At 72.8% G+C, this 26,212-nt stretch carries 22 protein-coding genes; 15 read left to right on the top strand and 7 right to left on the bottom strand.

What is annotated here, in order from left to right; genetic code table 11:
* Positions 1 to 39 precede the first annotated feature (39 nt).
* Positions 40 to 816 (bottom strand): IclR family transcriptional regulator, encoded by a 777-nt coding sequence (locus E3O41_RS13195; RefSeq protein WP_099566313.1) that lies wholly within the window; start codon positions 814 to 816, stop codon positions 40 to 42.
* A gap of 109 nt (positions 817 to 925) precedes the next feature.
* On the opposite strand from E3O41_RS13195, the gene E3O41_RS13190 reads away from it, so the two are divergent.
* Genes E3O41_RS13190 through E3O41_RS13170 form a run of 5 tightly spaced genes read left to right on the top strand, consistent with a single transcriptional unit; the run spans position 926 to position 9,184 of the window.
* On the top strand, positions 926 to 1,840 hold the full coding sequence (locus E3O41_RS13190) for a carbohydrate ABC transporter permease (RefSeq protein ID WP_067027007.1): 915 nt from the start codon (positions 926 to 928) through the stop codon (positions 1,838 to 1,840).
* On the top strand, positions 1,837 to 2,736 hold the full coding sequence (locus E3O41_RS13185; protein WP_067027005.1) for a carbohydrate ABC transporter permease: 900 nt from the start codon (positions 1,837 to 1,839) through the stop codon (positions 2,734 to 2,736). The genes E3O41_RS13190 and E3O41_RS13185 overlap by 4 nt, the downstream gene beginning before the upstream one ends.
* Positions 2,737 to 2,773: 37 nt before the next feature.
* On the top strand, positions 2,774 to 4,066 hold the full coding sequence (locus E3O41_RS13180; protein WP_135012603.1) for a sugar ABC transporter substrate-binding protein: 1,293 nt from the start codon (positions 2,774 to 2,776) through the stop codon (positions 4,064 to 4,066).
* A 37-nt stretch (positions 4,067 to 4,103) separates the two neighbouring features.
* Positions 4,104 to 6,377 carry an FAD-dependent oxidoreductase gene (locus E3O41_RS13175; protein WP_067027001.1) on the top strand — a complete coding sequence of 758 codons (2,274 nt, stop codon included), beginning with the start codon at positions 4,104 to 4,106 and terminating at the stop codon, positions 6,375 to 6,377.
* A gap of 32 nt (positions 6,378 to 6,409) precedes the next feature.
* The gene (locus tag E3O41_RS13170; RefSeq protein WP_135012601.1) at positions 6,410 to 9,184 is read left to right on the top strand and encodes a golvesin C-terminal-like domain-containing protein; all 2,775 of its coding nucleotides are present in this window, start codon (positions 6,410 to 6,412) and stop codon (positions 9,182 to 9,184) included.
* Here the strand turns inward: E3O41_RS13170 and murJ are convergent.
* Both murJ and E3O41_RS13160 read right to left on the bottom strand, forming a co-directional pair.
* Positions 9,174 to 10,769 carry a murein biosynthesis integral membrane protein MurJ gene (murJ, locus tag E3O41_RS13165; RefSeq protein WP_067026997.1) on the bottom strand — a complete coding sequence of 532 codons (1,596 nt, stop codon included), beginning with the start codon at positions 10,767 to 10,769 and terminating at the stop codon, positions 9,174 to 9,176. The genes E3O41_RS13170 and murJ overlap by 11 nt on opposite strands.
* Positions 10,762 to 12,882 carry a DUF6049 family protein gene (locus E3O41_RS13160; RefSeq protein ID WP_135012599.1) on the bottom strand — a complete coding sequence of 707 codons (2,121 nt, stop codon included), beginning with the start codon at positions 12,880 to 12,882 and terminating at the stop codon, positions 10,762 to 10,764. The genes murJ and E3O41_RS13160 overlap by 8 nt, the downstream gene beginning before the upstream one ends.
* 191 nt (positions 12,883 to 13,073) lie before the next feature.
* Here E3O41_RS13160 and E3O41_RS13155 point away from each other — a divergent pair, with 191 nt between their 5' ends.
* Positions 13,074 to 14,600, top strand: coding sequence for a DUF7059 domain-containing protein (locus E3O41_RS13155; protein ID WP_135012597.1), 1,527 nt, complete (start codon positions 13,074 to 13,076; stop codon positions 14,598 to 14,600).
* A 32-nt stretch (positions 14,601 to 14,632) separates the two neighbouring features.
* On the opposite strand, the gene E3O41_RS13150 is transcribed toward E3O41_RS13155, so the two are convergent.
* Entirely contained in the window at positions 14,633 to 15,220 is a 588-nt protein-coding gene (locus tag E3O41_RS13150; protein WP_067026991.1) for a TetR/AcrR family transcriptional regulator, read from the bottom strand.
* 66 nt (positions 15,221 to 15,286) lie between these two features.
* Here E3O41_RS13150 and E3O41_RS13145 point away from each other — a divergent pair, with 66 nt between their 5' ends.
* Positions 15,287 to 15,841: a hypothetical protein gene (locus E3O41_RS13145; RefSeq protein ID WP_067026989.1), complete on the top strand. Its 555-nt coding sequence runs from the start codon at positions 15,287 to 15,289 to the stop codon at positions 15,839 to 15,841.
* Here E3O41_RS13145 and E3O41_RS13140 read toward each other — a convergent pair.
* Positions 15,819 to 16,886: a zinc-dependent alcohol dehydrogenase family protein gene (locus tag E3O41_RS13140; protein ID WP_067026986.1), complete on the bottom strand. Its 1,068-nt coding sequence runs from the start codon at positions 16,884 to 16,886 to the stop codon at positions 15,819 to 15,821. The two genes, E3O41_RS13145 and E3O41_RS13140, sit on opposite strands and share 23 nt — an antisense overlap.
* Before the next feature lie 65 nt (positions 16,887 to 16,951).
* Between E3O41_RS13140 and E3O41_RS13135 the strand changes: the two genes are divergently transcribed.
* The 4 genes from E3O41_RS13135 to E3O41_RS13120 all read left to right on the top strand — a co-directional run bounded on the left by E3O41_RS13135 (position 16,952) and on the right by E3O41_RS13120 (position 21,427).
* Positions 16,952 to 18,379 carry a CCA tRNA nucleotidyltransferase gene (locus E3O41_RS13135; protein WP_067026983.1) on the top strand — a complete coding sequence of 476 codons (1,428 nt, stop codon included), beginning with the start codon at positions 16,952 to 16,954 and terminating at the stop codon, positions 18,377 to 18,379.
* Positions 18,380 to 18,397: 18 nt separating this feature from the next.
* The gene (locus E3O41_RS13130) at positions 18,398 to 18,946 is read left to right on the top strand and encodes a hypothetical protein (protein ID WP_067026981.1); all 549 of its coding nucleotides are present in this window, start codon (positions 18,398 to 18,400) and stop codon (positions 18,944 to 18,946) included.
* A 94-nt stretch (positions 18,947 to 19,040) separates the two neighbouring features.
* Entirely contained in the window at positions 19,041 to 20,210 is a 1,170-nt protein-coding gene (locus E3O41_RS13125) for a glycosyltransferase (RefSeq protein ID WP_240482439.1), read from the top strand.
* 8 nt (positions 20,211 to 20,218) lie between these two features.
* Positions 20,219 to 21,427 (top strand): glycosyltransferase, encoded by a 1,209-nt coding sequence (locus tag E3O41_RS13120; RefSeq protein WP_135012595.1) that lies wholly within the window; start codon positions 20,219 to 20,221, stop codon positions 21,425 to 21,427.
* Between the two features lie 6 nt (positions 21,428 to 21,433).
* Here E3O41_RS13120 and E3O41_RS13115 read toward each other — a convergent pair whose 3' ends face one another.
* A complete protein-coding gene (locus E3O41_RS13115) occupies positions 21,434 to 21,835 on the bottom strand; it encodes a hypothetical protein (RefSeq protein WP_067026976.1) in 402 nt (133 codons plus the stop codon).
* A 109-nt stretch (positions 21,836 to 21,944) separates the two neighbouring features.
* Between E3O41_RS13115 and E3O41_RS13110 the strand changes: the two genes are divergently transcribed.
* Both E3O41_RS13110 and E3O41_RS14540 read left to right on the top strand, forming a co-directional pair.
* On the top strand, positions 21,945 to 22,358 hold the full coding sequence (locus E3O41_RS13110) for a rhodanese-like domain-containing protein (RefSeq protein ID WP_067026974.1): 414 nt from the start codon (positions 21,945 to 21,947) through the stop codon (positions 22,356 to 22,358).
* A complete protein-coding gene (locus E3O41_RS14540) occupies positions 22,355 to 22,495 on the top strand; it encodes a DUF1272 domain-containing protein (RefSeq protein WP_083990987.1) in 141 nt (46 codons plus the stop codon). Before E3O41_RS13110 ends, E3O41_RS14540 begins: the two co-directional genes overlap by 4 nt.
* Before the next feature lie 5 nt (positions 22,496 to 22,500).
* Here the strand turns inward: E3O41_RS14540 and E3O41_RS14185 are convergent, their stop codons facing one another.
* On the bottom strand, positions 22,501 to 22,656 hold the full coding sequence (locus tag E3O41_RS14185) for a hypothetical protein (protein ID WP_158231530.1): 156 nt from the start codon (positions 22,654 to 22,656) through the stop codon (positions 22,501 to 22,503).
* Positions 22,657 to 22,773: 117 nt separating this feature from the next.
* Between E3O41_RS14185 and E3O41_RS13100 the strand changes: the two genes are divergently transcribed.
* Positions 22,774 to 23,757 (top strand): GlxA family transcriptional regulator, encoded by a 984-nt coding sequence (locus E3O41_RS13100; protein WP_067026972.1) that lies wholly within the window; start codon positions 22,774 to 22,776, stop codon positions 23,755 to 23,757.
* A 206-nt stretch (positions 23,758 to 23,963) separates the two neighbouring features.
* Entirely contained in the window at positions 23,964 to 26,111 is a 2,148-nt protein-coding gene (locus tag E3O41_RS13095; RefSeq protein WP_135012593.1) for an ATP-dependent Clp protease ATP-binding subunit, read from the top strand.
* Positions 26,112 to 26,212 lie beyond the last annotated feature (101 nt).

Raw genomic sequence — 26,212 nt, 5'->3', positions numbered from 1 at the left:
GGCGGCGACCCGAGGTATGGGTACTCCTGCCCGACCCGGCTACGGGCCGGCGGGCCCGTGGAAGCCGAGGCCGGTGCTGATGCGGTCGGCGGCCTCCACCGCGATGCGCCCGAGCTCGCCGCGGCGGGTGTCGAGATCGACGACCGTGCGGGGGCCCGAGATCGAGATCGCGGCCACGACGACGCCGTTGCGGTCGCGGATGGGCGCGGCCACGGAGGCGCGGCCGAGCACGAACTCCTCGATCTCGGTCGCGTAGCCCTCGCGCGCGGCGAGGGAGAGCTCGCGCACGAGATCGCGCCGGTTGGTGATCGTCTCGGTCGTGTAGGCGCGCAGCCGCGGGGTGATGGCGTCGCGCTCCGCGGGGCTCATGCCCGACAGCACCGCCTTGCCGATGCTCGTGGCGTGCAGCGGCACGCGCTCCCCCATGAGCGTGTGCGACTTCGGCGACAGCCGCCCCTCGAAGTTGCACAGGTAGACGAGCTCCGCCCCGCGCAGGATCGCCACGTTCACGCCGAGCTCGAGGCGGGCCGCCAGCTGCTGCGCGATCATGCGCGCCGCGCGGTGCACGGGCTGGCGGTTGATGGCGACGCCGGCGAGCGTGAGCAGCTCCGATCCGAGGAAGTACAGGGAGCTGCTCGGGTCGCGCTCCACGATGCCCGCCGACTCGAGCGTGGCGAGCAGGCGCGACACCGTCGACTGGCCGATCCCCGTGTCCTCCGCGAGCTCGCCGACGCGGCGCGCGCGGCCGTCCTGGAAGCACTCGAGGAGCGCGAGGGCCTTCTCGACCGACTGGTTGGTGCTCTTGTCCACCGCCATGCCCACACCATACGCCATGCATATAGTGCATGGGCATTGCAAAAATGGCGGAGCGCGGGCACGCTGAGCTTCAGCGCCGATCGAGGCTGATCGCCGCGGTGAGGAATCCATGACGACGCAGTCCACCCGGAGCCGGCCTGGCATGCCGCTGTCCGAGCGCAGCTTCCTGACGTTCCTGCTGCTGCCGGGGCTCGTGCTGCTGTGCCTGGTCGTGCTGTATCCCCTCGTGCGCTCGCTGCTGTCGGCCTTCTTCGACGAGAGCCTGCTCTACCCGGGGATGCCGTTCGTCGGACTCGACAACGTGGCACAGGTGCTGCAGCACGACTTCCTCCGTCTCGTCTGGCAGACGCTGATCTTCACCGTGGGCTCGACGATCGGCCCATTCGTCATCGGCCTGGCGCTCGCGCTCGTGCTCAACCAGAGCTTCCCGGGCCAGCGCTTCTTCCGCGGGGCGTTCCTCATCCCGTGGCTCATCCCCGGCGTCGTCGTCTCGTTCCTGTGGGCGTGGATCTTCGACGCCAACTACGGCGTGCTCAACGGGATCCTCGTGAGCACGGGAATCCTCGACGGGCCGGTCGCCTGGCTGTTCCAGACCGACTCCGCCCGCGGCGCGCTCATCATCGCCAAGACCTGGAACTCGTTCCCCTGGGTCGCGGTGATGCTGCTGGCGGGGCTGCAGACCGTGCCGAACGAGCTGCACGAGGCCGCGGCGATCGACGGCGCCGGCGCGATCCGCCGGTTCCGCGCCGTGACGTGGCCGCACATCCGCGGCGTGGCGGGCCTGGTGATCCTGCTCGAGTTCATCTGGAACTTCCAGCACTTCGACACGATCTTCGTCCTCACCGGCGGCGGCCCCGCCGGCACGACGAACACGTTCGCGACCGCCGTGTACGACGCGGCGTTCGCCGGATTCGACCTCGGCCGCGCGGGAGCGATCGGCCTGCTGTGGATGGTGCTGCTGTCGGTGCTGGTCGTGGTGTACGTCACGCTCAGCGAACGAGGCGCCCGAAGGGAGGCACGATGACCATCACCGCCGCCGAGCCGGTCACGACGCACGCGATCGTCACCGGGAGCCCCGCGCCGTCGCGCCGCCGCCGCCCGCTGCGGCCGCGGTGGGCGCTGTGGATCACGCTCGTCGTGATCGGACTGTTCGCCTTCGCGCCCGTGTACTGGCTGCTGGCGACCTCCCTCACGCCCAACAGCGCCGTGTTCACGTTCCCCGCCCCGCTGTTCCCCACCGAGATGACGTGGGAGCACTACGCCGACGTCTTCCAGCGCAGCGAGCTGTTCCGCTACCTGCGCAACAGCATCATCGTGTCGGTGATCACGGCCGTGCTGTCGGTCGTGGTGTCGATGTACATGGGCTACGCCTTCTCGAAGTACCGCTTCCGCGGCCGCACGTCGCTGATGTACTTCGTGCTGTCGAGCCAGATGTTCCCGCAGGCGCTGCTGCTCATCACCCTCTACCTCGTGTTCGCCCAGTTCGGGCTGCTGAACAGCTACGTGGCGCTGATCGTCTCGTTCACGACCTTCACGCTGCCCCTCTGCGTGTGGATGCTGAAGGGCTTCTTCGACGCGCTGCCCGACGACCTCATCGAGGCCGCCCGCATCGACGGCGCCGGGCCGTGGCGCATCTTCCACTCCGTGATCATGCCGCTGGCGGCGCCGGGCCTCGTGGCCAGCGGCCTGTTCGCCTTCGTCCGCGGCTGGAACGACTTCATCTTCGCCCTCACGCTCGCCGGCCCCGAGTACATGACGCTGCCGCCCGGCCTCGTCAACACCTACATCAGCGAGGCCAATACGGCCTGGCCGGAGCTCATGGCGGCCTCGCTCCTGGTCTCGATCCCCGTGGCCGCCGCGTTCATGTTCCTGCAGCGGTACCTCGTCGGCGGGATCACCGCCGGCGCCATCAAGGGCTGACAGCCGTTCACTCGACACCCCGATTCGAAGGAGAATCATGACCCACCACCTCACGCGCCGGGACCTTCTGCGGTTCTCGGCGATCGGCCTCGGCAGCGCATCGCTGTTCGCGATCGCGGGCTGCTCCACGACCGGCCCCGCCACCGGCGGCGCGGGCACCCCCGACGTCGGCGGCGAGGCCACCGACTTCTCGTTCGCCTCGTGGAGCCTCTCGGAGGAGGCCCCCAAGGCGACCGTCCAGGCGGCGATCGACGCGTTCGCCGGGGACAAGGGCGTCTCCGTCGAGACGGTCACCTTCCCGTACAACGAGTACCTCAACCAGCTCACGCTGCAGGTGCGCGGCGGACAGTTCGCCGGCGCCGTGCAGGTCGACGTCGCCTGGCTGGCCGCCCTCGCCGCCCTCGGCAAGCTGGCGGACCTCGGGCCGCTCGCCGAGGGGCGCGGCTACACCGACGCCGCCCTCGCCGCGGGCCGCCTCGACGACGTGCAGTACGGCCTGCCCTGGACGATCGGCGCGATCGGCCTCATCGGCAACGCCGAGCTGTTCGACCGCGCGGGCGCGTCGCTCGAGCCGGCGTCGATCGAGGAGTTCGAGGAGGGGCTGCGCGCGCTCAAGGGCATCGGCGTGACGCCGTACGCCGCCGCGACCGCCGCCGCTCAGCTCAAGGACATCCTCATGTGGATGCAGACCTTCGGCTCGCCGCTCGTCGAGGGCGACTCCGTCGAGATCGGCGACGAGGCCTCGGTGAAGGCCGTCGAGTGGTACAAGAAGCTGTTCGACGAGGGGCTGATCGCGCCCGACGTCGACCGCTTCGCGGCCCGCAACCTGTTCGCGCAGGAGGCCGCCGCCCTCTACGACGACGCCCCGGTGGGCGTCTCGGCGGTGCGCAGCGCGGCCACCGACCCGGCCATCGTCGACAAGATGGTGCCGATCGCGCGCCCCGTGGCCCGCACCGGCGACGCACCCGTCGCGACGCTGTGGGGCCACGCCGTCTGCGTGGTCAGCGGCGACGGCGAGGGCACCGCGGCCGAGTTCGCCCAGTGGCTCACGAGCGACGACGAGCAGACCGCCGCCTACTTCGAGGCGCTCTCGCTTCCGCCCGCGACCGAGTCCGGCCTGCAGTCCGAGGCGGTGGGCGCCGACCGGTTCAACAGCGAGTTCGCGGAGCGGATCACGGCCACGGCGACGAAGAACCCGTTCTGGGGGTACGTCAACTACGCCCAGATGGAGACCGCGATCGCCGAGAACGTGCAGGCGGTGCTGATCGGCGACGCCAGCCCCGCCGACGCGCTCGCCGAGGCGAAGTCGACGATCGCCGGCATGCTCTGACGCCTCCCCCACCCTGATCCCCGACACGAAGGACGGCATGCGCTCTCAGACGATCGACTCCGACATCACGGTGGTGGGCGGCGGACTCGCGGGGGTGTGCGCCGCGATCAGCGCGGCACGCCTGGGCAAGCGGGTCGCGCTGATCAACAACCGGCCGGTGCTGGGCGGGAACTCCTCGTCGGAGGTGCGGGTCTGGGTGTGCGGCGCGACCGCCCACGGTGTGCAGCGCTTCGCACGCGAGACGGGCATCGTCGGCGAGCTGTACGTCGAGAACCAGTACCGCAATCCCGAGGGCAACCCGATCCTGTGGGACGAGGTGGTCTGGGACGCCGTGCGCGCGGAGCCGAACATCCGTCTCTTCCTCAACACCGACGTGCGCGAGGTGGACGCCGCCGACGTCGACGGGGAGCGGATCATCCGCAGCGTGCGGGGCTGGACGATGGGGTCGGAGATCTGGAGCGAGTTCCGCAGCCCGTACGTGCTGGACTGCACGGGCGACGGCCTGATCGGCCACCTCGCGGGCGCCGACTATCGCCTGGGCCGCGAGGCGCGCGACGAGCACGGCGAGGAGTGGGCGCCGGAGGTGGCCGATCGGGAGTTCCTGGGCTCGACGATCCTCTTCTACACGGCCGATCGCGGCCGGCCGGTGGAGTACGTGGCGCCGGACTCGGCGATCGACATCCGCGACACCCCGATCCCCACCTCGCGCATCCTGCGCAGCGGCGACTCGGGCGCTCACTACTGGTGGATCGAGTGGGGCGGCGAGCTCGACATCGTCGACGACAACGAGCGCATCCGCGACGAGCTGCGCGGCGTGATCTTCGGGATCTGGGACTACATCAAGAACTCGGGGCAGTTCGAGGCCGACACCCTCGACCTCGAGTGGGTCGGGGCGATCCCGGGCAAGCGGGAGTACCGCCGCTTCCTGGGCGATCACGTGCTGAGCCAGAACGACATCCTCGGACAGGTCGACTTCCCCGACGCCGTCGCGTTCGGGGGGTGGTCGATCGACCTGCACCCGGTGGAGGGCATGTACTCCACCGAGGCGGGGGCGCTGCAGCGCTACTCCGACGGGATCTACGGGATCCCGTTCCGCAGCTACTACTCCCGGAACGTGGCCAACATGCTCATGGCCGGGCGCGACATCTCGGCCACGCACGTGGCCTTCGGCTCGTCGCGCGTGATGGCCACCTGCGGGCTCGGGGGCGAGGCCGCCGGCACCGGCGCCGCCCTGGCGCTCGAGCTCGGGGTGCGGCCGCGCGAGATCGCGACCCACCACGCCGACCGGCTGCGGCAGCTGCTGCTGCGGCAGGACGCCGGGGTGTTCGGGGTGCGCAACACCGATCCGCTGGACCTCGCCCGCGCCGCCACCGTGACGGCGTCGAGCGAGGCGACATCGATCGACGCGGCCGAGTTCGAGCCCGGCTCCGCGACGTCGCCGCTGCGGCTGGACGCCGAGGTGGGGCTGCTGCTGCCGGTGGACCCGCGGATCGACGCCGTGGAGGTGCTGCTCACCGTGCGCGCCGACACCGTCGTGGAGGCCTCGCTGTGGACCACCGGGCGCCCCCAGAACGCGGTGCCGGTCGACCACCGCCGCATCGTCCGGGTGCCCGTGACCGCGGCGGCCGAGCCGCAGTGGGTCCGGCTGCCGCTGGAGTGGGCGCCGGCCGAGCCCGAGAGCGTGGTGGTCACCCTCGCCGCCGACGAGGCGATCGACGTGCACCTGCAGGCCGCGCAGGTGCCCGGCATGCTCACGCTCGTGCGGCGGGCCGAGGCCGACGGCGACGTGAACGTGGCCGTCGACCAGTCGGAGGCCGTGATCGCCTGGCCGGCGATCCCGCTCCGCGGCCGCACCCTGCGCGCCCGCATCACGCCCGAGACCGCGGCCTTCGCGGCGGCGCGGGCCGTCGGGGGCTATCAGCGGTACTACGGCGGCCCGAACCTGTGGGCCTCGCGCGCCGACGACCGCGCGCCCTGGCTGCGGCTGGACTGGCCCGCGGAGCGGGCCGTGTCGGAGGTGCGCGTCGTGTTCGACGACGACCTCGACGTGGAGCTGAACACGCTGCACCACCATCGCACGCCCGATCGCGTGTTCCCGGAGCTCGTGCGGGACTACGCGATCGAGGCCCTCGACGAGTCCGGCGCGTGGCGCGAGGTCGCCGCCGTCACCGGCAACCGCCGGCGCCACCGCGTGCACCGATTTCCGAGCATCACGACGCGGGCCCTTCGCCTGAGCGTCCGCGCCACCAACGGCGCCGCCCAGGCGCGGGTCTACGCGTTCCGCGCCTACGAGACCCCACCGCGGCCCTGACCGGCCGCCCCGCATCACAAGGACGTGATCGCATGACCACCAGAACCCTCCGCTCCCGCATCGCCGCGGCGGCCGCGCTCGCCTTGGCGCTCAGCCTCGGCATCGCGGCGCCGTCGCAGGCCGACGACGCCGAGCCGATCGTCGCCACCACCCAGTCGCCCGGCTACAGCGAGGTCGGCTCGTGGTCGACCGCGCGCGATCCCAGCTATGACGGCGTCCGCCCGCGCTTCACCCGCACGGCGGGAGACACCGCGACATGGGTGATCACGGTGCCCGAGGCCGGGCGCTACGGCGTGGAGACGTATTACACGAGCAGCGTCGACAACGGCAAGCGGGTGCGATACGCCTGGACCGGTCAGGAGGGCGAGCCCGTGGTCGTCGACCAGACCGCGAACGGCTCGCGCTGGAATCGGCTGGGCACCGTCGAGCTGGAGGCGGGCGCCGAGCTCGCCCTCACCGTCACCGCGAGCGACGGCTCGGCGGTGACCGCGCCCTCGCTCGGGGCCATCACCCGCGCCGACGCCGTGCGGCTCGTGCCGCTCGGGCCCGCGTGCGGAAGCGTGACGGCGCCGGTGGAGCGCAGCAACGCGCCCACGCAGGTGTTCGACGGCTACCGTCTCGTGCAGCACGGCACGGTCGTGCGGGTGCAGGCCGACGACTGGGCCTGGGAGCTCGACCGCGATCGCGCCCGGTATGCGCTCAAGAGCGGCGACGAGCTGGTGGCGCGCGCGCACGCCGACACGGGACTGCTGCTCGGGGGCGACCCCGCCGAGCTGTGCGAGGCCGTCGCCGCGACCCTCGTCGGCGCCGATGCGGACGGCCCGACGTTCGAGGTGCTGTTCTCGGACGGGCGCACCGCCGATCCCGAGGTGACGGTGCACGCCGATCGCGTGACGCTCCGGCTCGCCCCGCACGACGACCGCCCGGCCTACCTGCGCGGCCAGCTCGCCGGCGGCCAGGCACCCGCCTACGGCCTGGGCGACCTCGGCGGCTGGAGCGGCGACCTCGACGTGTACGGCACGAAGGCGCTGGACTACTACGCCCAGAACGCCGACGGCACCACCGAGCAGCGATTCGTCTCGAACTTCACGGTGTTCCCCGACCGGCGGTTCGCGCAGGTGGCGTTCTGGGACGGCAGCCAGGCGATCCAGATCGACGACGACGCCACCCTCCTCGGGGCGAACGCCGCCACGGCCCTGGACATCGACTACTTCTTCGGCGACATGGAGACGATCTACGCCGCCTATCGCGACGCCCGACACGACGCCGGCTACGCGGACGCGCGGCCGGACTATGCGTTCTTCGGCGTCGGCTACGAGTCGTACGGCGCGCTGGGGTACAACACCAACCAGGCCACGATCACCGCGTCGGTGGCCGAGTACCTCGAGCGCGGCTTCCCGATCTCGTGGGCCGTGACCGGATCGGGGTTCTGGCCGTACGTCGGCACGCAGCAGGGCACGACCTCGAGCTTCGGCATGTGGGGCGAGAAGTACCCGGATCCCGCGGCGTACAAGCAGTTCTTCGCCGACAACGACATCGCCCTCATCCTGGGGCTGCGGCAGTCGTTCCCGGCGCTGCCCGAGGACGGCGGCACGTACGATCCGGCCAAGGACGGCCCGTGGGTGACGGAGGCGATCGAGAAGGGCTACCTGATCGCCGACGCCGACGGCTCGCCGCGGACCTTCTCGACCATCTCGTTCCCCGCGGGCCGGGTCTACCTGCTCGACCCCGACAATCCCGAGGCGGTCGCCTGGTTCGTCGAGAACTCCCGCGCGTGGGAGGCCGACGGCTTCAAGGAGGACCACATGTTCAACGCCACGGCCAACGGGTTCCCCCGCAACGACCTGGTGAACCCGGTCAACGAGGCGCTCGCCGAGGACGGCAACCTCGTGATGGTGCGCAACAGCGCCTACTCCGTGGGCGGATCGATCCTGCGGATCAACGACACCGACTACAACCACGGCCCGGCGGACCGCGACCGCACCGCGATCAACGGGCTCGCCTACGCGACGAGCGGCCAGCCGAACTTCTACCCCGACATCGTCGGCGGGCGCATGATGCCCGATCTGGCCACCAACGCCGACAAGCAGCGCTTCCTCGCCCGCAACGCGATGTTCGCCGCGATGTCGCCCTCGATGTCGTTCGGGAACGAGCCGTGGGTGATGAGCGACGCCTCGCTCGTGGCGGCGACGGTCAAGGCCGCGCAGTGGCACGCCGAGTACCAGCCGTACCTCTACTCCGAGGCGATCGCCTCGTTCGAGAGCGGGTACCCGTCGACGGCGACCCCGCTGCCGATCGCGTTCCCCGACGACCCCGCCACGTACGGGCTCGTCTCGGCCGAGGCGAAGCAGTACGAGTGGATGGTCGGCCCCTCGTTGCTGGTCGCACCGCTCTACGGCAGCGACGCCACGACGGCCACGGCGCGTGACGTGTACCTGCCCGAGGGCGAGTGGATGGACATCGAGACGGGCGAGCGGTTCACGGGACCGGTCACGCTGGAGGATCGCGAGCAGCCGTTCGGGAAGATCCCGGCGTTCGTGGGTGGCAGCGGCATCGTCGTCCATCAGGTCGGCGACGCGGTGCACGCCCAGGTGTTCCCCGTCGCGCCGGCCGGGGCGGAGTACCGCTACACCGCCGCGGACGGCGAGTCGACCTCCACGATCACCGTCGAGGCCGACCCGGACGCCGGCGAGGTGCGGGCGATCGACGACGCGGGCGGCGCGGTGCCGCACACGGTCGATCCCGTCACCGGGGCGATCGACTTCGCGGTGCAGCCCGGGTCGGACTACCGCGTGGTCAGCGCCTGAGCAGCCGGCGCAGCATGCCGCCGGCGACCGAGAGCTCGGGGGCGCGGAACGCGGCCAGCAGCGCGACGTAGATCGCGACGGCGACGGCGCCGACGAGGACGGTCCCGAGGGCGCCCTGCAGCATGCTCGCGGTCATCCACCCGTCGGCGCCGCCCGTCCACAGGTACACGCCCCATCCCGCGAGGGCGGCGGGGACGGCGGCGAGGGCGAAGCGGCCGAGCGCCCACAGCGAGCGGCCGAGCTCGAACGATCCGATCCTCCGGCGCAGCAGCCACGTGGCCAGCACCACCTGCAGCGTGCTCGCGAGCGCCTGGCCCAGGGCGACGCCGGCCGTGAGCAGCTCGACGGGCAGGATCGCGTCGGCCAGGTACGCGAAGCCGATCACGAGCGCGCCCTGGAACAGGGTGAACAGGAACGGCGTGCGGGTGTCGCCGTAGGCGTAGAACGTGCGCTGCACGACGAACTGCACCGCCAGCGGCACGAGGCACACGAGGAACGCGAGCAGCACGGGCGCCGACGCCACCGCGTCGCCGGCGCGCTGGGTGAACACGCGGGTGGCCGGCACGGCGGCCGCGGCGAGGGCGGCGGTGGCGATCACGACGAAGAGCCCGAGGGTGCGGATGGCGCGGCCCACGTCGGCGCGCACGGCGTCGTCGCGGCCCTCGTGGGCGTGCGCCGACAGCTGCGTGAAGTAGGGGGTGCCGATCGCCATCACGATCACGGAGTACGGGAGCATGAACACGAGCCACGCGTTCTGCATCACCGCGATGCCCGCATCGCCCGACGCCTCCGAGACCACCCGCGACTGGATCCAGCCGGCGACCTGGCCGACGAGCATCATGAGGAACGTCCAGCCGGCGAGGCGGCCGATGTCGCCCAGCCCGACGCCGCGCCAGCGGAAGTCGGGCCGCAGGTGCAGGCCGGTGCCGCGCCAGAACGCGAACAGCACGAGCGCCTGCGCGACGATGCCGAGCGTCGCGGTGCCGGCGAGCAGCGCGATCATGCCGGGCGTCCACTCGGTCACCTCGGTCACGTCGCCGCCCGTGAGCGCGATGATCACCCCGAAGCCCGCGATCGAGACGACGTTGTTGACCACGGGAGCCCACGCGAACGGCCCGAAGACGCCCTTGGCGTTGAGGGTCTCCCCCACGAGGGCGTAGAGCCCGTAGAACAGCACCTGCGGCAGGCACCAGTAGGCGAAGGCGACCGCGAGCGCCTGCTGCTCGGCCGAGAACCTCGGCACGTACAGCCACACGATCACGGGCGCGAGGATCATCGCGATCGCCGTCGCGGCCAGCAGCACGACCGTGCCGAGCGTGAACAGCTTCGAGATGAACTCGCGGCCGCCGTCGCTGCGCGTGGACACCCGCACGATCTGCGGCACGATCACCGCGGTGAGGATGCCCGTGGAGATGACGGTGTAGATGTTGTTGGGCAGCTGGTTGGCGGTCGCGAAGGCGTCGGCCGCCGGCGAGCCGAACGAGCCGATCACGGCGACGAGGACGATCGTGCGCAGCAGCCCGGTCACGCGCGAGGCGAGCGTGCCCGCCGCGATGAGGGCGCTGGAGCGGCCGAGGCTAGCCATCCGAGGCCTCCCCGGTGTCGTCCGCACGGCGGCGGCGCCGGCGGACGGTGCGGATCGTGCCGAGCACGACAAGCCCCACGATCAGCACCGAGAGGATCACGATCCCGACGCGCTCCCAGTCGGCGCGGACGGTGACGTTCATGGACTGGGCGGTGCCGATCGATTCGCCCGTCGGGCTCACGAGCGACAGGTCGAGGCGGACCTGGCCGCTGCCGATTGTCGCCTCCACGGGGATGCGCACGCGCGTGTTCTGGTCGGGCGCGGCCACGACCTCGGTGACGCGCTGCACGGCGAGGCGCGTGTCGTCGGGCCGCGTGATGAGCGTGACGGTGACGGGGTAGGGCAGGTCGTTGCGGATCCACACCGGCAGCGGCGCCTCGGAGCTGACCAGCTGCACGTCGCTCACGACGATCCCGACGCCGTTGGCGAGCTCGGCGAGCGAGGCGCGCTGGCCCTCCATGGCCGCCGCCCACGCCTCGGGGTGCAGGCTCCACGAGGCGCCGAGCAGCTGCAGCTCCTCGGCGCGGGCGCGCGCGGTCAGCAGCGTGGGATCGCTCAGCACCGTGCCCACCTGCGCGAGGCGCTGCTCGCCGTGGTGCAGCTCCGCGATGGCCGCGACACGGTCGCTCGCCGGGCCGGGGCCGGCGATCTCGACCGGGCGCGGGGCGTCGGCGAGGAGGGCCGAGAGCGGGCGGGTGTCGAACGAGGTGGCGCTGACCACCGCGTCGTGCACGGCGTCGGCCGGTCGCGGCGAGGGGTCGCGGTCGACGGCGTCGTCCTCGGTGTCGACCCCGCCCTGCCGCGCGAGCGCGACGAGCACGGGCGCGCCGGACTCGGCGGCGGCGAGCCACATCGACGCGCGGGCCGCGTCGAGGAGCGGGTCGCGCTCGGCCTGCTCGGCGGTGGCGGCGGCCTGCGAGAGCAGATCGGATGCGTCGGCGTCGTAGACGAGGGCGCCGTCTCCGCGCGACGGGACGGCCGATCCGTCGACGCCCGCCGCGGTCGCGGTGGACGGCACGAGCGAGGTCTCCCCCGCCGCGGCCAGGGCCTCGACCGTGGCGGTGTCGACGGCGTTCGGATCGGGCCACTGCAGCCCCGGCAGCGCGGTGCCGATGGAGAGCAGCTCGGCCGGGTCGAGCGCGGTGGGGTCGGGGGCGGCCGTCGACGTGGGCGAGGGGGTCGGCGACGGCGTGGGCGTCGCGGTGGGCTCGGGGCCACCGGCGCCGGGAAGGTAGGGCGCGAGACTGATCGGCGTGAGCGGTGGCGAGACGCCGCCGGCGACCTGCACCGACGGGTCGGCGTCGCCGAACGCGAGGGCGAAGCGCTCGTTCGAGATCGTCTCGAGGCGCTCCAGCCACGCCAGGGCGCTCGCGGGCGCCTGCGCGCCGAGCACGCGGATGGCCGCCGGGATCGCGGGGTCGACCGCCAGCGCGGCCTGGGTGCCGGCGGCCGCCTCGAGCTGCGTGGAGAGCGACCCATCGGGGGCGGTGAGGGCCGCCAGCTGGTCGGCGGTGAGCAGGCCGCGGTCGGTGGCGGGGGCCGTGATCGGCACGACGACCGTGACCGCGGGGCTCGTCTCGCCCTCGATGAGCACGAGGCGGTCGTCCTGGTACTGCTCGCCGCCCGCGCTGAGCACCGCGCGCAGCGGGTACACGCCGGGCGCGCGCGGCGTCGTGCGGGTGTCCTCCGCGAGGGCCACGGTCGTGGTGCCGCCGACGGCGAGGGCGTCGCTGTCGGCCGTGTCGAGATCCGTGAACGTCGTCGAGTCGGCACCGTCGAGCCACTGGTCCAGTGCCGCGCGATCGGCGATCGGCTGCGTGCCGATCCGCAGGGTCACGGTGCCCTCGGGCACGCCGGCGAGCCCGATCGGCGCCTGCACCGTCACGTTCGCCGTGATCGGCTCGGTACCGACGAGGCCGTCGTCGACCGGCTCGAGCGTGAGCTGGGGGCCCGATCCGTCGTCGGCCGACGGCGTGGGGCTGACGGATTCCGCGGCCGCCGCGGTCGGCGCGAAGGCCGACATCCCCAGGAGCACCGCGAGCACCGCGGGGAGGGGGGCGAGGATTCGCCGCCTGCGCGCGGTCGTGCGGGGGAGACGACGAAGAGCGGACATGCCGGGTCCATCCTACGAACCGGCCTGTGTACCGGCTGGTGGGCGTGCCGGAGGAGGCGGGGATCCCGAGGCGCGGGGAATCGCCCCGGATCCGCCCGGGATCGGCGGATTCGCCCTCGGCTCGGCACATCTCCCTCGGCCGGGACGACCGCCATCCGCCGGCCGGGCGGCCGAGCGGGTTGAATGGGGGCATGACTCCGAACGCCGATCCCGAGCTGTGCCGCGCGTTCGCGGCCGACCTGGCCGCGGCCCGCTTCCGCACGGAGGCGCTGCGGGCGGCGTGGGGCGTGGAGGCCGACGACGCGAGCGGCCGCGGGCTGCGCTCCCCCGCGCTGCGTGGGCTCGGCGACCGGCGCGACGCCCTGGCGGTGCTCGCCCGCCTGCTCGTGTTCGGCATCGCGCAGCCGCTCGCCGACGTCGGCGCCGCGCTCCCCGCGCTCGGCACCGAGGGGCTGCAGCGGCTGGGGCTGGCCGAGATCGCCGGCGACGTCGTCGAGCCCCGCGCGATCGTGCGCCCGCAGTCGTTCCACGACGACCGCGGCCCGGGCGAGTGGTGGATCGCGAGCGATCTCGACGAGCTCGCCCTCGGCGGCGGTGCGCTCGCCGAGGACCACGTGCTCGGGGTCGGCGGCGCGTCGCTCACGCTCGCGGGCCTGCAGCTGCCCACGCCGGCGCGGCGGGTGCTCGACCTGGGCACCGGGTGCGGCATCCAGGCGCTGCGGGCCCGCCGCTACGCCGACGAGGTGGTCGCCACCGACATCTCCGAGCGCGCCCTCGCCTTCGCCCGGCTCAACGCGGCGCTGAACGGGACGGGCGGGATCGACACCCGCGGCGGCTCGCTGTTCGACCCGGTCGCGGGCGAGACGTTCGACCGGATCGTGAGCAACCCGCCGTTCGTGATCACGCCCCGCGCGAAGGGCGTGCCGGCCTACGAGTACCGCGACGGCGGGCTCATCGGCGATGCCCTCGTCGAGCGGGTGATCACGGGCGTCGGGCCGCACCTGGCGCCCGGCGGCACCGCCCAGCTGCTGGCCAACTGGGAGACGCGCGACGGGGTGGCGGGGCTCGATCGCGTGCGCGGCTGGATCGAATCGGCCCCCGTGCCGCTGGACGCGTGGATCGTGGAGCGCGAGGAGCTCGATCCCATCCGCTACGCCGAGATGTGGATCCGCGACGGCGGCACGGTGCCCGGCTCGCCCGCGTTCGACGCGCTGCTCGACGCGTGGCTCGACGACTTCGCCGCGCGCGGTGTGACCGCGATCGGCTTCGGGTACGTGCTGCTGCGCCGTGCCGAGGGCGCCCCGACGCTGGCGCGCTACGAGCGGGTGACCAACCCGATCCCGTCGGAGGGCGCGCTCGGCTCGCACCTGGCCGCGGCCCTCGCCGAGCACGATCGCGCCGCCGCCCTCGACGACGAGGCGCTCGCCGCCGCGCGGCTGCGCACCGCGGCCGACGTGACCGAGGCGCGCCACCACCGCCCCGGCGAGGAGGCGCCGAGCGTGATCGAGCTGCGCCAGGGCGGCGGATTCGGTCGCTCGGTGCAGGCCGACCCCGCGCTGGCCGGGTTCCTCGGCGCCTCGGACGGCGAGCTGCCGGCGGGCGTGCTCATCGATGCGATCGCGCAGATCCTCGAGGCCGACGCCGCGGCCCTGCGCGCCTCGCTGCTGCCGACGATCCGCGAGCTGCTGCTCGACGGCTTCCTCGCCTTCGCGGACTGAGCCGGTCGCGTCGCCCGGAGGGCGCCGGGGATTCAGGCGAGGGCGGCGATCCGGTCGATCTCGTCGCGCAGCACCCCCACCGCCCACGCGTGGGGCGCGTCGATCGGCTGCGCCAGCAGCTGCAGCGCGAGGCCGTCGGTGAGCGCGGCCAGTCGGCGCTCCTCCGCCTCCGCGCGGGCGGTCGTCAGGCCGGGTGCGAGCGCGTCGACGATGTGCCGGGCGAGCGCCCGCACCTGCCGCATCGAATGATCGCGGATCTGCGTGAGCTCGGGCACCGCGGGCGCCTCCGCGATGAGGGCGAGCTGCACCTCGAGCTCGGCGCGGCTGTCGGGCTGCGTGGGCAGCAGGTGCACGAGCAGGGCCAGCGCATCGGCGCGCGCGTCGCCGGTCGGCACGGTCGCCGTCACCCGCTCGGTGGCGCGGCGGACCATGAGCTCGGCCGAGAACCGCAGCAGCTCGGCGCGGGTCGGGAACACGTGGCGCAGCGAGCCGACCGCCACGCCGGCCGCCGCCGCGACCGTGCGCACCGAGACGGCGCCGATGCCGCTGCTGCGGATGGTGCTCCACACCGCCTCCGCGAGCTGCTCGCGTCGCTGGTCGAGGTCGATCCGTCGGGGCATGGCGACAAAGTAGCACGGTCGTGCTAGTTTCTTTCTGGCACACCCGTACTACAAAGGAGAGGGATCGTGATCCTCGGCATCATCGTCGCGTGCGAGATCGGCTTCTGGGTGCTCATCGCGCTCGGCCTTGCGGCGCGGTACATCCTGCGCGCGCCGCGGCTGGGCGCGACCCTGCTGGTGCTCACGCCCGCGGTCGACCTCGTGCTGCTGGTCGCGGTCGGCGCCGACCTGCGCGGCGGCGGGGACGCGTCGCTCCCCCACGCGCTCGCGGCGGCCTACCTCGGGTTCTCGATCGCGTACGGGCACCGGATGATCCGCTGGGCCGATGCGCGCTTCGCCCATCGCTTCGCGGGCGGCCCGGCGCCGCGCAAGGCCTACGGCGCCGCCTACGCCCGGGCGTGCTGGGGCGACGTCGCGCGCACAGGGCTGGCGGTCGCGATCGCGGCCGGCGTGCTGTGGCTGCTCACCCGCGTGGCCGCGGAGGGCGCCGACGTGACCGCGCTCACGGGGATGTACGGCATCCTCGGCGTGATCTTCGCCGTCGAGACGATCTGGGCCGTGAGCTACACGATCTGGCCCAAGAAGGCGCCGGCCGAGGTCAGGGGCGCAGCAGCGACTTGATCGCGCGGCGCTCGTCCATGGCGGCGTAGGCCTCGGCCGACTCGTCGAGCGAGAACGTGGCGTCGAACACCGCGCCCGGGTTCAGCGATCCGTCCAGGACCTCGGGCAGCAGCTCGTCGACGTAGTCGCGCACCGGCGCGACGCCGCCGCGGACGCCGACGTTCGTGGAGAACATCGTGCGCACCGGCAGCTCCGGTCCCCCGTTCGGCACGCCCACGAAGCCCACCTGGCCGCCGGGACGCGCGGAGCGCAGGGCCTGATCCATCGACTCCTTCGTGCCGACGCACTCCAGCACCGCGTCGGGACCGATGCCGTCGAACATCTCCTTGAGGGCCGCGATGCCCTCGTCGCCACGCTGCGGCACGATGTCGGTCGCGCCGAACGCGGTGGCCAGGCGCTGGCGCGACTCGTGGCGCGACATCGCCACGATCCGCTCGGCGCCCAGGCGCTTGGCGGCGAGCACGCCCGAGAGCCCGACCGCGCCGTCGCCGACCACCGCCACGGTGGAGCCGGGACGCACGCCGGCCGAGATCGCGGCGTGGTGGCCCGTGAGGAATACGTCCGACAGGGTCAGCAGGCTCGGGATCAGCGACTCGTCCGGCATCCCGCCCTCGACGACCTTCAGCGTGCCGTCCGCGTGCGGCACCCTCACGAGCTCGCCCTGGCAGCCGTCCACGTCGAGGCCCCAGTGATCGCGGCCGCCCCAGCTGCCGGCCTCGAGGCACGAGGTCGTGAAGCCGTTGCGGCAGTTGGCGCACGCGCCGCAGCAGTCGTAGAAGGGGGCGATGACGAAGTCGCCCGGCTTCACGCGCGTCACGTCGGCGGCGACCTGCTCCACGACGCCGACCATCTCGTGGCCGATGCGCTTGGGGGTCTTCGGCTGGGTCACGCCGCGGTAGGGCCACAGGTCCGAGCCGCACACGCACGCCGCGACCACGCGCACGATCGCGTCGCGGCCCACGCCGCCGCCCGTGGTGGCGAGCTGCGGATCGGGCACCTCCTCGACGCGGATGTCACGGGGACCGGAGAGGATCGTCGCACGCATGCTCCGAGCGTATCGCCGTGATGGGGTCGCCGGCCGCTCAGGGCGCCCCGACTACCCTGGAACCCATGCTCAACATGGCCGCCGGACTCGCGCGCCTCGGCGACCTCGCGGCACACCCCGTGGTCGCCGAGCTGGGCCGGGCGTTCGCCGACGCCGGCCACGACCTCGCGATCGTCGGCGGGCCGGTGCGCGACGCGCTGCTGGGCCGCCCGACCCACGACCTGGACTTCACGACCTCCGCCCGACCCGACGACATCCTGCGGATCGTCACGCCGATCAGCACGGCGCAGTGGGACATCGGGCGCGAGTTCGGCACGATCGGCGCGCGCGTGCGCGGCGAGCAGGTGGAGATCACCACGTTCCGCGCCGACAGCTACGACGGGGCCACGCGCAAGCCGACGGTGGAGTTCGGCGACACCCTGGAGTCCGACCTCGTCCGCCGCGACTTCACCGTCAACGCGATGGCGCTGCGCGTGCCCGGCGTGAAGCTCGTCGATCCGACGGGCGGCGTCGAGGACCTCGTGGCCGGCGTGCTGTGCACCCCGATCGACCCGGCCGTCAGCTTCGGCGACGATCCCCTGCGCATGCTGCGCGCCGCCCGCTTCTCGTCGCAGCTCGGCTTCGACATCGAGCCGCGCACGCGTGAGGCGATCGAGCGGCTGCGCGCGACCCTCGAGATCGTCAGCCCGGAGCGGATCCAGGGCGAGCTCACACGCCTGCTCGGCACCGACGATCCGGTGCGCGGCATCCGCGTGCTCGTCGAGACCGGGCTGATCGACGAGTTCCTGCCCGAGATCTCGGCGCTGCGCCTCGAGGTGGACGAGCACCATCACCACAAGGACGTCTACGAGCACTCGCTCACCGTGCTCGCCCAGGCGATCGAGCACGAGCACGCGCGTCGCCCGGGCGCCGACCCCGACATTCCGCTGCGGCTGGCGGCACTGCTGCACGACATCGGCAAGCCCCGCACCCGCAAGCTCGAGCCCGGCGGCGCCGTGACGTTCCATCACCACGACGTGGTGGGCGCGCGCATGGCGCGCAAGCGGCTGCAGGCGCTGCGCTTCGACGGCGACACGACCGCCTCGGTGTCGAAGCTCATCGAGCTGCACCTGCGCTTCTTCGGCTACTCCGAGGGCGCCTGGACCGACTCGGCGGTGCGCCGCTACGTGCGCGACGCGGGCGATGAGCTCGAGCGCCTGCACATCCTCACGCGCGCCGACGTGACCACGCGCAACCGGCGCAAGGCCGCCCGCCTGGCCCAGGCGTACGACGACATCGAGGAGCGGATCGCCGCCCTGCGCGAGCAGGAGGAGCTCGACGCGATCCGCCCCGAGATCGACGGCAACCGCATCCAGGAACTCCTGGGCATCGGTCCCGGCCCCGCGGTGGGCAAGGCCTACCGCTTCCTGCTCGACCTGCGTCTGGACGAGGGCGTGCTCGGCGCCGACGAGGCCGAGCGCCGGCTGCTCGAGTGGTGGGCCGCGCAGGACTGACCTGGCATCATCGTCCCCGTGGGGGACGTGTGGGGCACCGCGGTGCCGAACTGGATCACGGCGATCACGGCCGTCGCGGCGCTCGTGCTCGCGACGATCGGCGCCCTGGCCGCCTGGCGCTCGCTGCAGCAGCAGATCGCCGACTCGCAGGCGGCGCGGGAGCGGGAGATCGCCAGTCAGGCCCGCACGGTGACGGCGCAGTGGGTCACCCGTCAGCGCGCCGGCGAGGACGGCCGCACCTGGACGGAGTGGGGCCTGCGCGTGATCAACCACGGCACGACGACCGTGTTCGACGTCCGTGCCGACGTCGAGGTCGACGGCCGGGCCGAGGATCTGCCGGCCCTGCACACGCTCCACCCGGGCGATCTGTTCGTCCAGCGCGTCAAGCATGCGGACGGCATCGCGTATGCGGTGAAGCGCATGAAGGACGACGTCACGCGCGTGCAGCCGATCCAGAGCCCCAGCTGGCGGGTGCACCGGATCACGTTCGAGGCCGAGGGCGACACCCTCACCTGGGCGCCGCGCGAGAAGCCGGCGAGGAACGGCGCCGCGGGTTTCTCCGGGTAACCCCCGAATCCCGGCCAGCCGCCGGGGAATCCGGGCGCGGTCCTAGTAACTTCGTGGGGTGGACCATACGTCGCCTGATCAGCACACGTCACCGGTGCAGCCGCTGACCGTACTCCTCGGCTGCGACACGTTCTCGCCCGACATCAACGGCGCCGCCCGCTTCGCGGAGCGCCTCGCCGCGGGCCTCGTCGAGCGGGGCCACGACGTGCACGTGTCGGCACCCGCGCGTCGGTTCCGCAAGCAGGAGCCCGCGATCGAGCAGATCGAGGGCCAGCCGCTCATGCTGCACCGGCTCCCCTCGGTGCGCCTGTTCTGGCACGAGTGGCTGCGCTTCGTGTGGCCGTGGCGCTCCAAGCACTGGGCCCGCGTGGTGCTCGACCGGGTGAACCCCGACGTCGTGCACATCCAGTCGCACATCGTCATCGGCCGCGGCCTGGCCCGCGAGGCCCGCAAGCGCGGCATCCCCGTGATCGCCACCAACCATGTGATGCCCGAGAACATCCTCGACAACACGCTGCTGCCCGACGCGCTCAACAAGGTGTTCGTCAAGCTCGCCTGGGCCGACGCGGAGCGCACCTTCGGGCTCACGGCGGCCGTGACCACGCCCACGCGCAAGGCCGCGGACTTCCTCGAGTCGACGATCGACATCGCCGGGGTGATCCCCGTCAGCTGCGGCATCGATCAGAAGCAGTACACGCCCGACCTGTCGCCGCGCACCGAGAACCGCGTGGTGTTCGTCGGCCGGCTCACCACCGAGAAGCAGGTCGACGTGATCCTGCGCGCGGTCGCCCAGCTCGACCCGGAGCTCGACGTGAAGCTCGATCTCGTGGGCGACGGCGACCAGCGCCCGCACCTCGAGAAGCTCGCCGAGGAGTTGGGCATCCGCGAGCGCGTGCACTTCTTCGGCCACACCACCGACGCCGAGCTGCGCGCCGCGCTGACCCGGGCGAGCGTGTTCGCGATCGCCTCGATCGCTGAGCTGCAGTCGATCGCGACGATGGAGGCCATGGCCTCGGGCCTGCCGATCGTCGCCGCGAACGCGGTCGCGCTGCCGCACCTCGTGCACGAGGGCGAGAACGGGCACCTGTTCGAGCCGGGCAACGTCGATGAGCTCGCCGATCGCCTGCGCGACGTGCTCACCGCCGCGCCGGAGGACCGCCGCGCGATGCAGGAGGCGTCGCTGCGGATCGTCTCGGCGCACGACATCAACCGCACGCTCGACACCTTCGAGGCCCTGTACCGCGGCGAGCCGCTGCCCGCCTAGGCCCGCGCATGCACATCGTCATGTTCGCCGACCAGCACGTCGAGACGCTGGGCGGCGCGCAGGTCTCGACCCGGCTGCAGCGGCGGTACCTCGAGCGGGCGGGCCACACGGTGACGATCGTCGCGCCGCGGCGCCACGGACCGCGCTCCCGCATCCACGCCGACGACCCGGCGTATGCCGATCTGCCGTCGATGATCGCGACGATCGATCGCGAGTACTCGGTCACCTGGCCGGGGCGCCGCGCGGACGGGGCGGTCGAGCGCGCGCTCCGCGACCGTCCCGCGCCCGACGTCGTGCACGTGCAGGCGGACTTCTGGGGCGCGTTCCTCGGCTACCGCTACGCGCGCCGCCACGGCCTGCCCGTCGTGCACACGATGCACAACCGCGTCGACGTGGGCCTGCGGGCGACCACGCCGTTCCCGGAGCTCCTGCTGCGCGGGCTCAACCTGTGGCGCCGCCGGGCGCTGCCGGGCACGGGGCGCGGCACGGACGGGTGGGCCTACCTGCGGGGGCTCGCCTCGGGGGCCTCGGCGGTGACCGCGCCGTCGGGGCACTTCGCGCGGCGGCTGGAGAGCCACGGGGTTTTCCCCGCGGTCGACGCCATCTGGAACGGCATGGACGACGACCTGCTCGACCGCATGCGCGCCGAGCGGGTCGAGCCGGCCGCGCCGCCGGCCGTGCCGACGTTCCTCTGGGTGGGCCGGATGAGCCCCGAGAAGCGGCTGCTGCCGTTCCTCGAGGCCGTCGCGCGCGCCGGGGCGCCGATGCGGGTCGAGGTGATCGGCGGCGGCGCGCAGTCCCGCGCCGCGCGGCGCGTCGTGGCCCGCTACGGCCTGGGCGAGATCGTGACCTTCCTCGGCGGGCTGCCGTACGAGCAGACCCTCGCGCGCATCGCGGCCGCGGATGCCCTGGTGCAGACGTCGATCGGCTTCGAGACCCAGGGCATGACGCCGTTCGAGGCCGCGGCGCTGGGAACCCCGAGCGTGATGAGCGACCCCGACATCGCCGCCGAGGTCGGCGCCGGCGTGTGGCGGGTGGGCGAGCCCGGCCACGCCGATGCGTCGGTCGACGCGCTCGCCGCGACGCTGCGGCGCGCGGCCGCCGACATCCGATCCGGCACCGCTCCCGCGCCCGATCCCTCGGTGCGCGAGCGGTTCCGGCAGTCGGCGAGCACGGCGCAGATGCTCGCGGTGTACGAGCGCGTGCTCGCGCGCTGAACCGGCTCAGAGCACGGCGTAGAGCGGCTGCACGAGCAGGCCGGCCGCGAACCCGGCCAGCACGAGGCCGTTGGCGCCGATGCCGATCCCGCTGAGCAGGCGTGCCGACCCGCGCGCCGCGACGAGGCCGAGCACGAGCCCCACGACCGCGATCACGCAGTACACGCCGCCGGCGATGGCCGTCGCGAGGCCGTACTGCGCCGTCGTCAGGCTCGAGCCCTGCCCGCTCATCATGCCGAGCAGCACCATCTGGATCACCGGCTGCGCGATCGTGACGAGCGCCGCCAGCGCGATCGAGGTCCAGGCGAGCGTGCGCCCGCTGGTGGCCGGCTCCGTCGGGCTTCCGGCCATCACGCCGGGATAGCTCGACGCCGGTTGGCCGTAGGGGGGAAGACCGGGGGCGCTCATGCCGCCGAGGGTAGTCCCCGCGGGGCACGCCCTGCCACTGTTCGCCCGGATCCTGCCAAGTGCGCGGCAGGGGCCCCCGCCGATCGCGGCGGCCGCCTACCGTTCGAGCATGACGACTCCCGCCGACATCGCCGCCCACTACCGCGCCAAGCTCGCGGTCGAGACCGATCCCGCCGACGTGTACGCCGCGCAGAAGGCCGGGGAGGCCTTCGTGCTCGTCGACACGCGCTCGGCCGAGGCGTGGGCGCAGGGGCGCGCGAAGGGCGCGATCCACCTGCCCACCCGCGAGATCCCGGCGCGCGCCGCCGCCGAGATCCCCGCGGGCACGGCCGTGGTCGTGTACTGCTGGAGCCCGGGCTGCAACGGCGGCGACAAGGCGGCGTTGGCGTTCGCCGAGCTCGGGTACGACGTGCGCCTGATGATCGGCGGCTTCGAGTACTGGGCGCGCGAGGGGTACCCGGTCGTGACGGATGAGGGCGAGCGGCGCGGCCCGGTCGATCCGCTGACCGCGGGCGTGCGGTGACCGTCTGTCAGCGCTGCGACGGCGCGGAGGGGCCGTTTCTCGCGTGCTCGTTCGCCTGCACCTGGTGCGCCGCGTGCGTGGCGACGTTCCCCGACGGTCGCTGCCCGAACTGCCGGGGCGAGCTGAATCCGGTGTGAGCCGGTCAGCTGTCGATCCGAGGGGCGTGATCCGGGCGGTGCGCCCAGTCATCGGTGCCGAACACCCGCTGGCCGTACCCGTCGTTGGGCAGCACCCAGAGGGTGGCCGCGACGCTGGCGACGACGACCGCGATGACGATGATCCCGAGGAGAACGCTCATGACCGAAAAGCTACGGTTGCGCTGATCCGGCCACGAGTGGCAGGATCGACGCAATCCAACGGATTCCTGCCACGACGATCGCCGCCGGTCGCAGGACTTCTGCCAACGGGAGGATCGATGATCCAGAAGGTCGCCTGCATCGTGCTCGACGGGGCCGCGGTGTTCGAGTTCGGCGTGGTCTGCGAGGCGTTCGGCCTCGATCGCTCGGATCAGGGCGTGCCCACGTTCGACTTCCGCCCCGTCACGCCCGATCCCGGCCTGGTCCGCACGAAGATGGGCTTCTCGCTGCAGATCGACAACGACCTGTCGTTCGCCGACGAGGCCGACGTGGTCGTCGTCACCGCGACCCCGCATCCGTACTGGGACCACGTGGACCCGCGGGTGATCGACGTCGTGCGCCGCGCCGTCGAGCGCGGCGCCTGGGTGCTGAGCGTGTGCAGCGGCTCGTTCACCCTCGGCGCCGCGGGCGTGCTCGACGGCAAGCGCGCGACGACGCACTGGATGTACGCCGACGAGATGGCCCGGCGCTATCCGCGCGTGACGATCGATCCCGATGTGCTCTACGTGCAGGAGGGGCGCATCATCACGAGCGCCGGAACGGCGGCGGGGATCGACGCCTGCCTGCACCTGCTGCGGCAGGAGATCGGCGCCGAGCTGACGAACATCGTCGCCCGGCGCATGGTGGTCGCGCCGCAGCGCGACGGCGGTCAGGCGCAGTTCATCCTCCACCCCCTGCCCGAGGCGCAGGGCATGTCGCTGTCGCCGACGCTCGACTGGGCGATCGCGAACCTGCAGCGCGAGCTCTCGGTCGAGGACCTCGCCGCCCACGCCCACATGTCGCCGCGAACCTTCGCCCGGCGCTTCAAGGCCGATCACGGCACGACCCCCGCGGCGTGGCTGGCCCGCCAGCGCGTGCTGCAGGCGCAGCGTCTGCTGGAGCGCACGGACTGGGGCCTCGACCGGATCGCGGCCGAATGCGGTTTCGGCTCGGCGGCGGTGCTGCGGCAGAACTTCGCTCGCGCCCTGGGCACGAGCCCCACCGCCTACCGCGCGCGCTTCGCCTGCGTGGACGAGCCCGCGGCCGAGCTCGCGCTGGCCTGACGCGGGCGGCGGCTGCGGCCGGCCGTGATCCGCGAGACTGCAGGTTTGCGCCGAGACAGCGTGCAGCGTCTGCTGTTTCGGCGCAGGCCTGCAGTCTCGGCGTGAAGACGCGGCGCCGCGGGGTCGGGCGGGGTTCCGCTGCGGCGGTGCGGTTGCTAAAGTTGAGTGAGAGCGACTCAAGTTCGCACGGGATCATTGGAGGGGACATGGCGGAGCAGCCGCAGCAGGAGGAGCAGAGCGCCCTCGCGCAGTTCGGGATCAACCTCACCGAGCGCGCCCGCGCGGGCAAGCTCGACCCCGTCATCGGGCGCGACAGCGAGATCCGGCGCGTCAGCCAGGTGCTCACCCGCCGCACGAAGAACAACCCGGTGCTGATCGGCGAGCCCGGCGTCGGCAAGACGGCCGTGGTCGAGGGGCTCGCGCAGCGGATCGTCGCGGGCGACGTGGCCGAGAGCCTCAAGGGCAAGGAGCTCATCGCCCTCGACATCTCGGCGCTCGTGGCCGGCGCGATGTACCGCGGCCAGTTCGAGGAGCGCCTCAAGAACGTGCTCAAGGAGATCACCGAGTCCGAGGGCCGCGTGATCACGTTCATCGACGAGCTGCACGTGCTCATGGGCGCGGGCGGCGGCGAGGGCTCCGTCGCCGCGGCCAACATGCTCAAGCCGATGCTCGCCCGCGGCGAGCTGCGGATGATCGGCGCCACGACGCTCAACGAGTACCGCGAGTTCATCGAGAAGGACGCCGCGCTCGAGCGCCGCTTCCAGCAGGTGTACGTGGGCGAGCCCAGCGTCGAGGACACGATCGCGATCCTGCGCGGCCTCAAGGAGCGCTACGAGGCGCACCACAAGGTCGCGATCTCGGACGGCGCGCTCGTCGCGGCCGCGTCGCTCAGCCACCGCTACATCCCGAGCCGCCAGCTGCCCGACAAGGCGATCGACCTCATCGACGAGGCCGGCAGCCGGTTGCGCATGGAGATCGACTCCGCCCCGCTGGAGATCGACGAGCTGCGCCGGCACGTCGATCGCCTCAAGCTCGAGGAGCTCGCCCTCAAGAAGGAAAAGGATCCCGCCAGCAAGGAGCGTCTCGCGAAGCTGCGCGAGACGCTCGCCGAGCAGGAGGAGCGCCTGGGCGGGCTGCAGGCGCGGTGGGAGACCGAGCGCGCCTCGCTCAACCGGGTCGGCGACCTCAAGACCAAGCTCGACGCCGCGCGCGTGGAGTCCGAGCGCGCCCAGCGCGAGGGCAACCTCGAGAAGGCCTCGCGCCTGCTGTACGGCGAGATCCCGGCGCTCGAGCGCGAGCTGGCCGAGGCCGAGCGCGTGGAGCAGTCCGACGAGCGCATGGTGGGCGATCAGGTGACCGAGGAGGACATCGCCCAGGTGATCGCGGCGTGGACCGGCATCCCCGTGGGGCGGCTCATGCAGGGCGAGACCGAGAAGCTGCTGCACCTGGAGTCGGAGCTGGGCCGGCGCCTCATCGGGCAGAAGGACGCCGTGCGCGCCGTGGCCGACGCCGTGCGGCGATCGCGCGCCGGCATCAGCGACCCGAACCGCCCCACCGGATCGTTCCTGTTCCTGGGCCCGACCGGCGTCGGCAAGACCGAGCTGGCCAAGGCGCTCGCCGAGTTCCTCTTCGACGACGAGCAGGCGATGGTGCGCATCGACATGTCGGAGTACGGCGAGAAGCACTCGGTGAGCCGGCTCGTCGGCGCCCCTCCGGGGTACGTCGGCTACGACCAGGGCGGCCAGCTCACCGAGGCCGTCCGCCGCCGCCCCTACAGCGTGGTGCTGCTCGACGAGGTCGAGAAGGCCCACCCCGAGGTGTTCGACGTGCTCCTGCAGGTCATGGACGACGGCCGCCTCACCGACGGGCAGGGCCGCACGGTCGACTTCAAGAACGTCATCCTCATCCTCACGTCGAACATCGGATCGCCCATCCTCGTCGACCCGACGATCTCGCCCGACACCAAGCGCGATCAGGTGATGCAGCTGGTGCACGCGGCGTTCAAGCCGGAGTTCATCAACCGGCTCGACGACATCGTGATGTTCCACGCGCTGAGCCAGGACGACCTGGCGCAGATCGTGGAGCTGCAGGTCGATCTGCTGCAGGCGCGCCTCGCCGATCGCCGCCTCACGCTGGCCGTCACGCCCGACGCGCGCGCGTGGCTGGCCGAGCGCGGCTACGACCCGGTGTTCGGCGCCCGTCCGCTGCGGCGTCTCATCCAGACGGAGATCCAGGATCGGCTGGCGCGCGCGATCCTCTCGGGCGGCGTGCGCGACGGCGACGCCGTGCGGGTGGACGTGGCCGCATCGGGCGACGAGCTCGCCGTGACGAGCCAGGGCCCCGCCGAGGCCTGACCGGTCGGGCGCCGGGAGCCCGCTCCCCCGTCGACGGCGTCGGTGGGGACTCCTGCCCGCTGTGCGCGTTGTCTCGGACCCTTCCCGCGCGGAATACTCGA

The sequence above is a fragment of the Microbacterium sediminis genome (genome assembly GCF_004564075.1).
Classification (GTDB): Bacteria; Actinomycetota; Actinomycetes; order Actinomycetales; family Microbacteriaceae; genus Microbacterium; species Microbacterium sediminis.
This window is presented reverse-complemented; position numbering and strand designations above follow the sequence as displayed.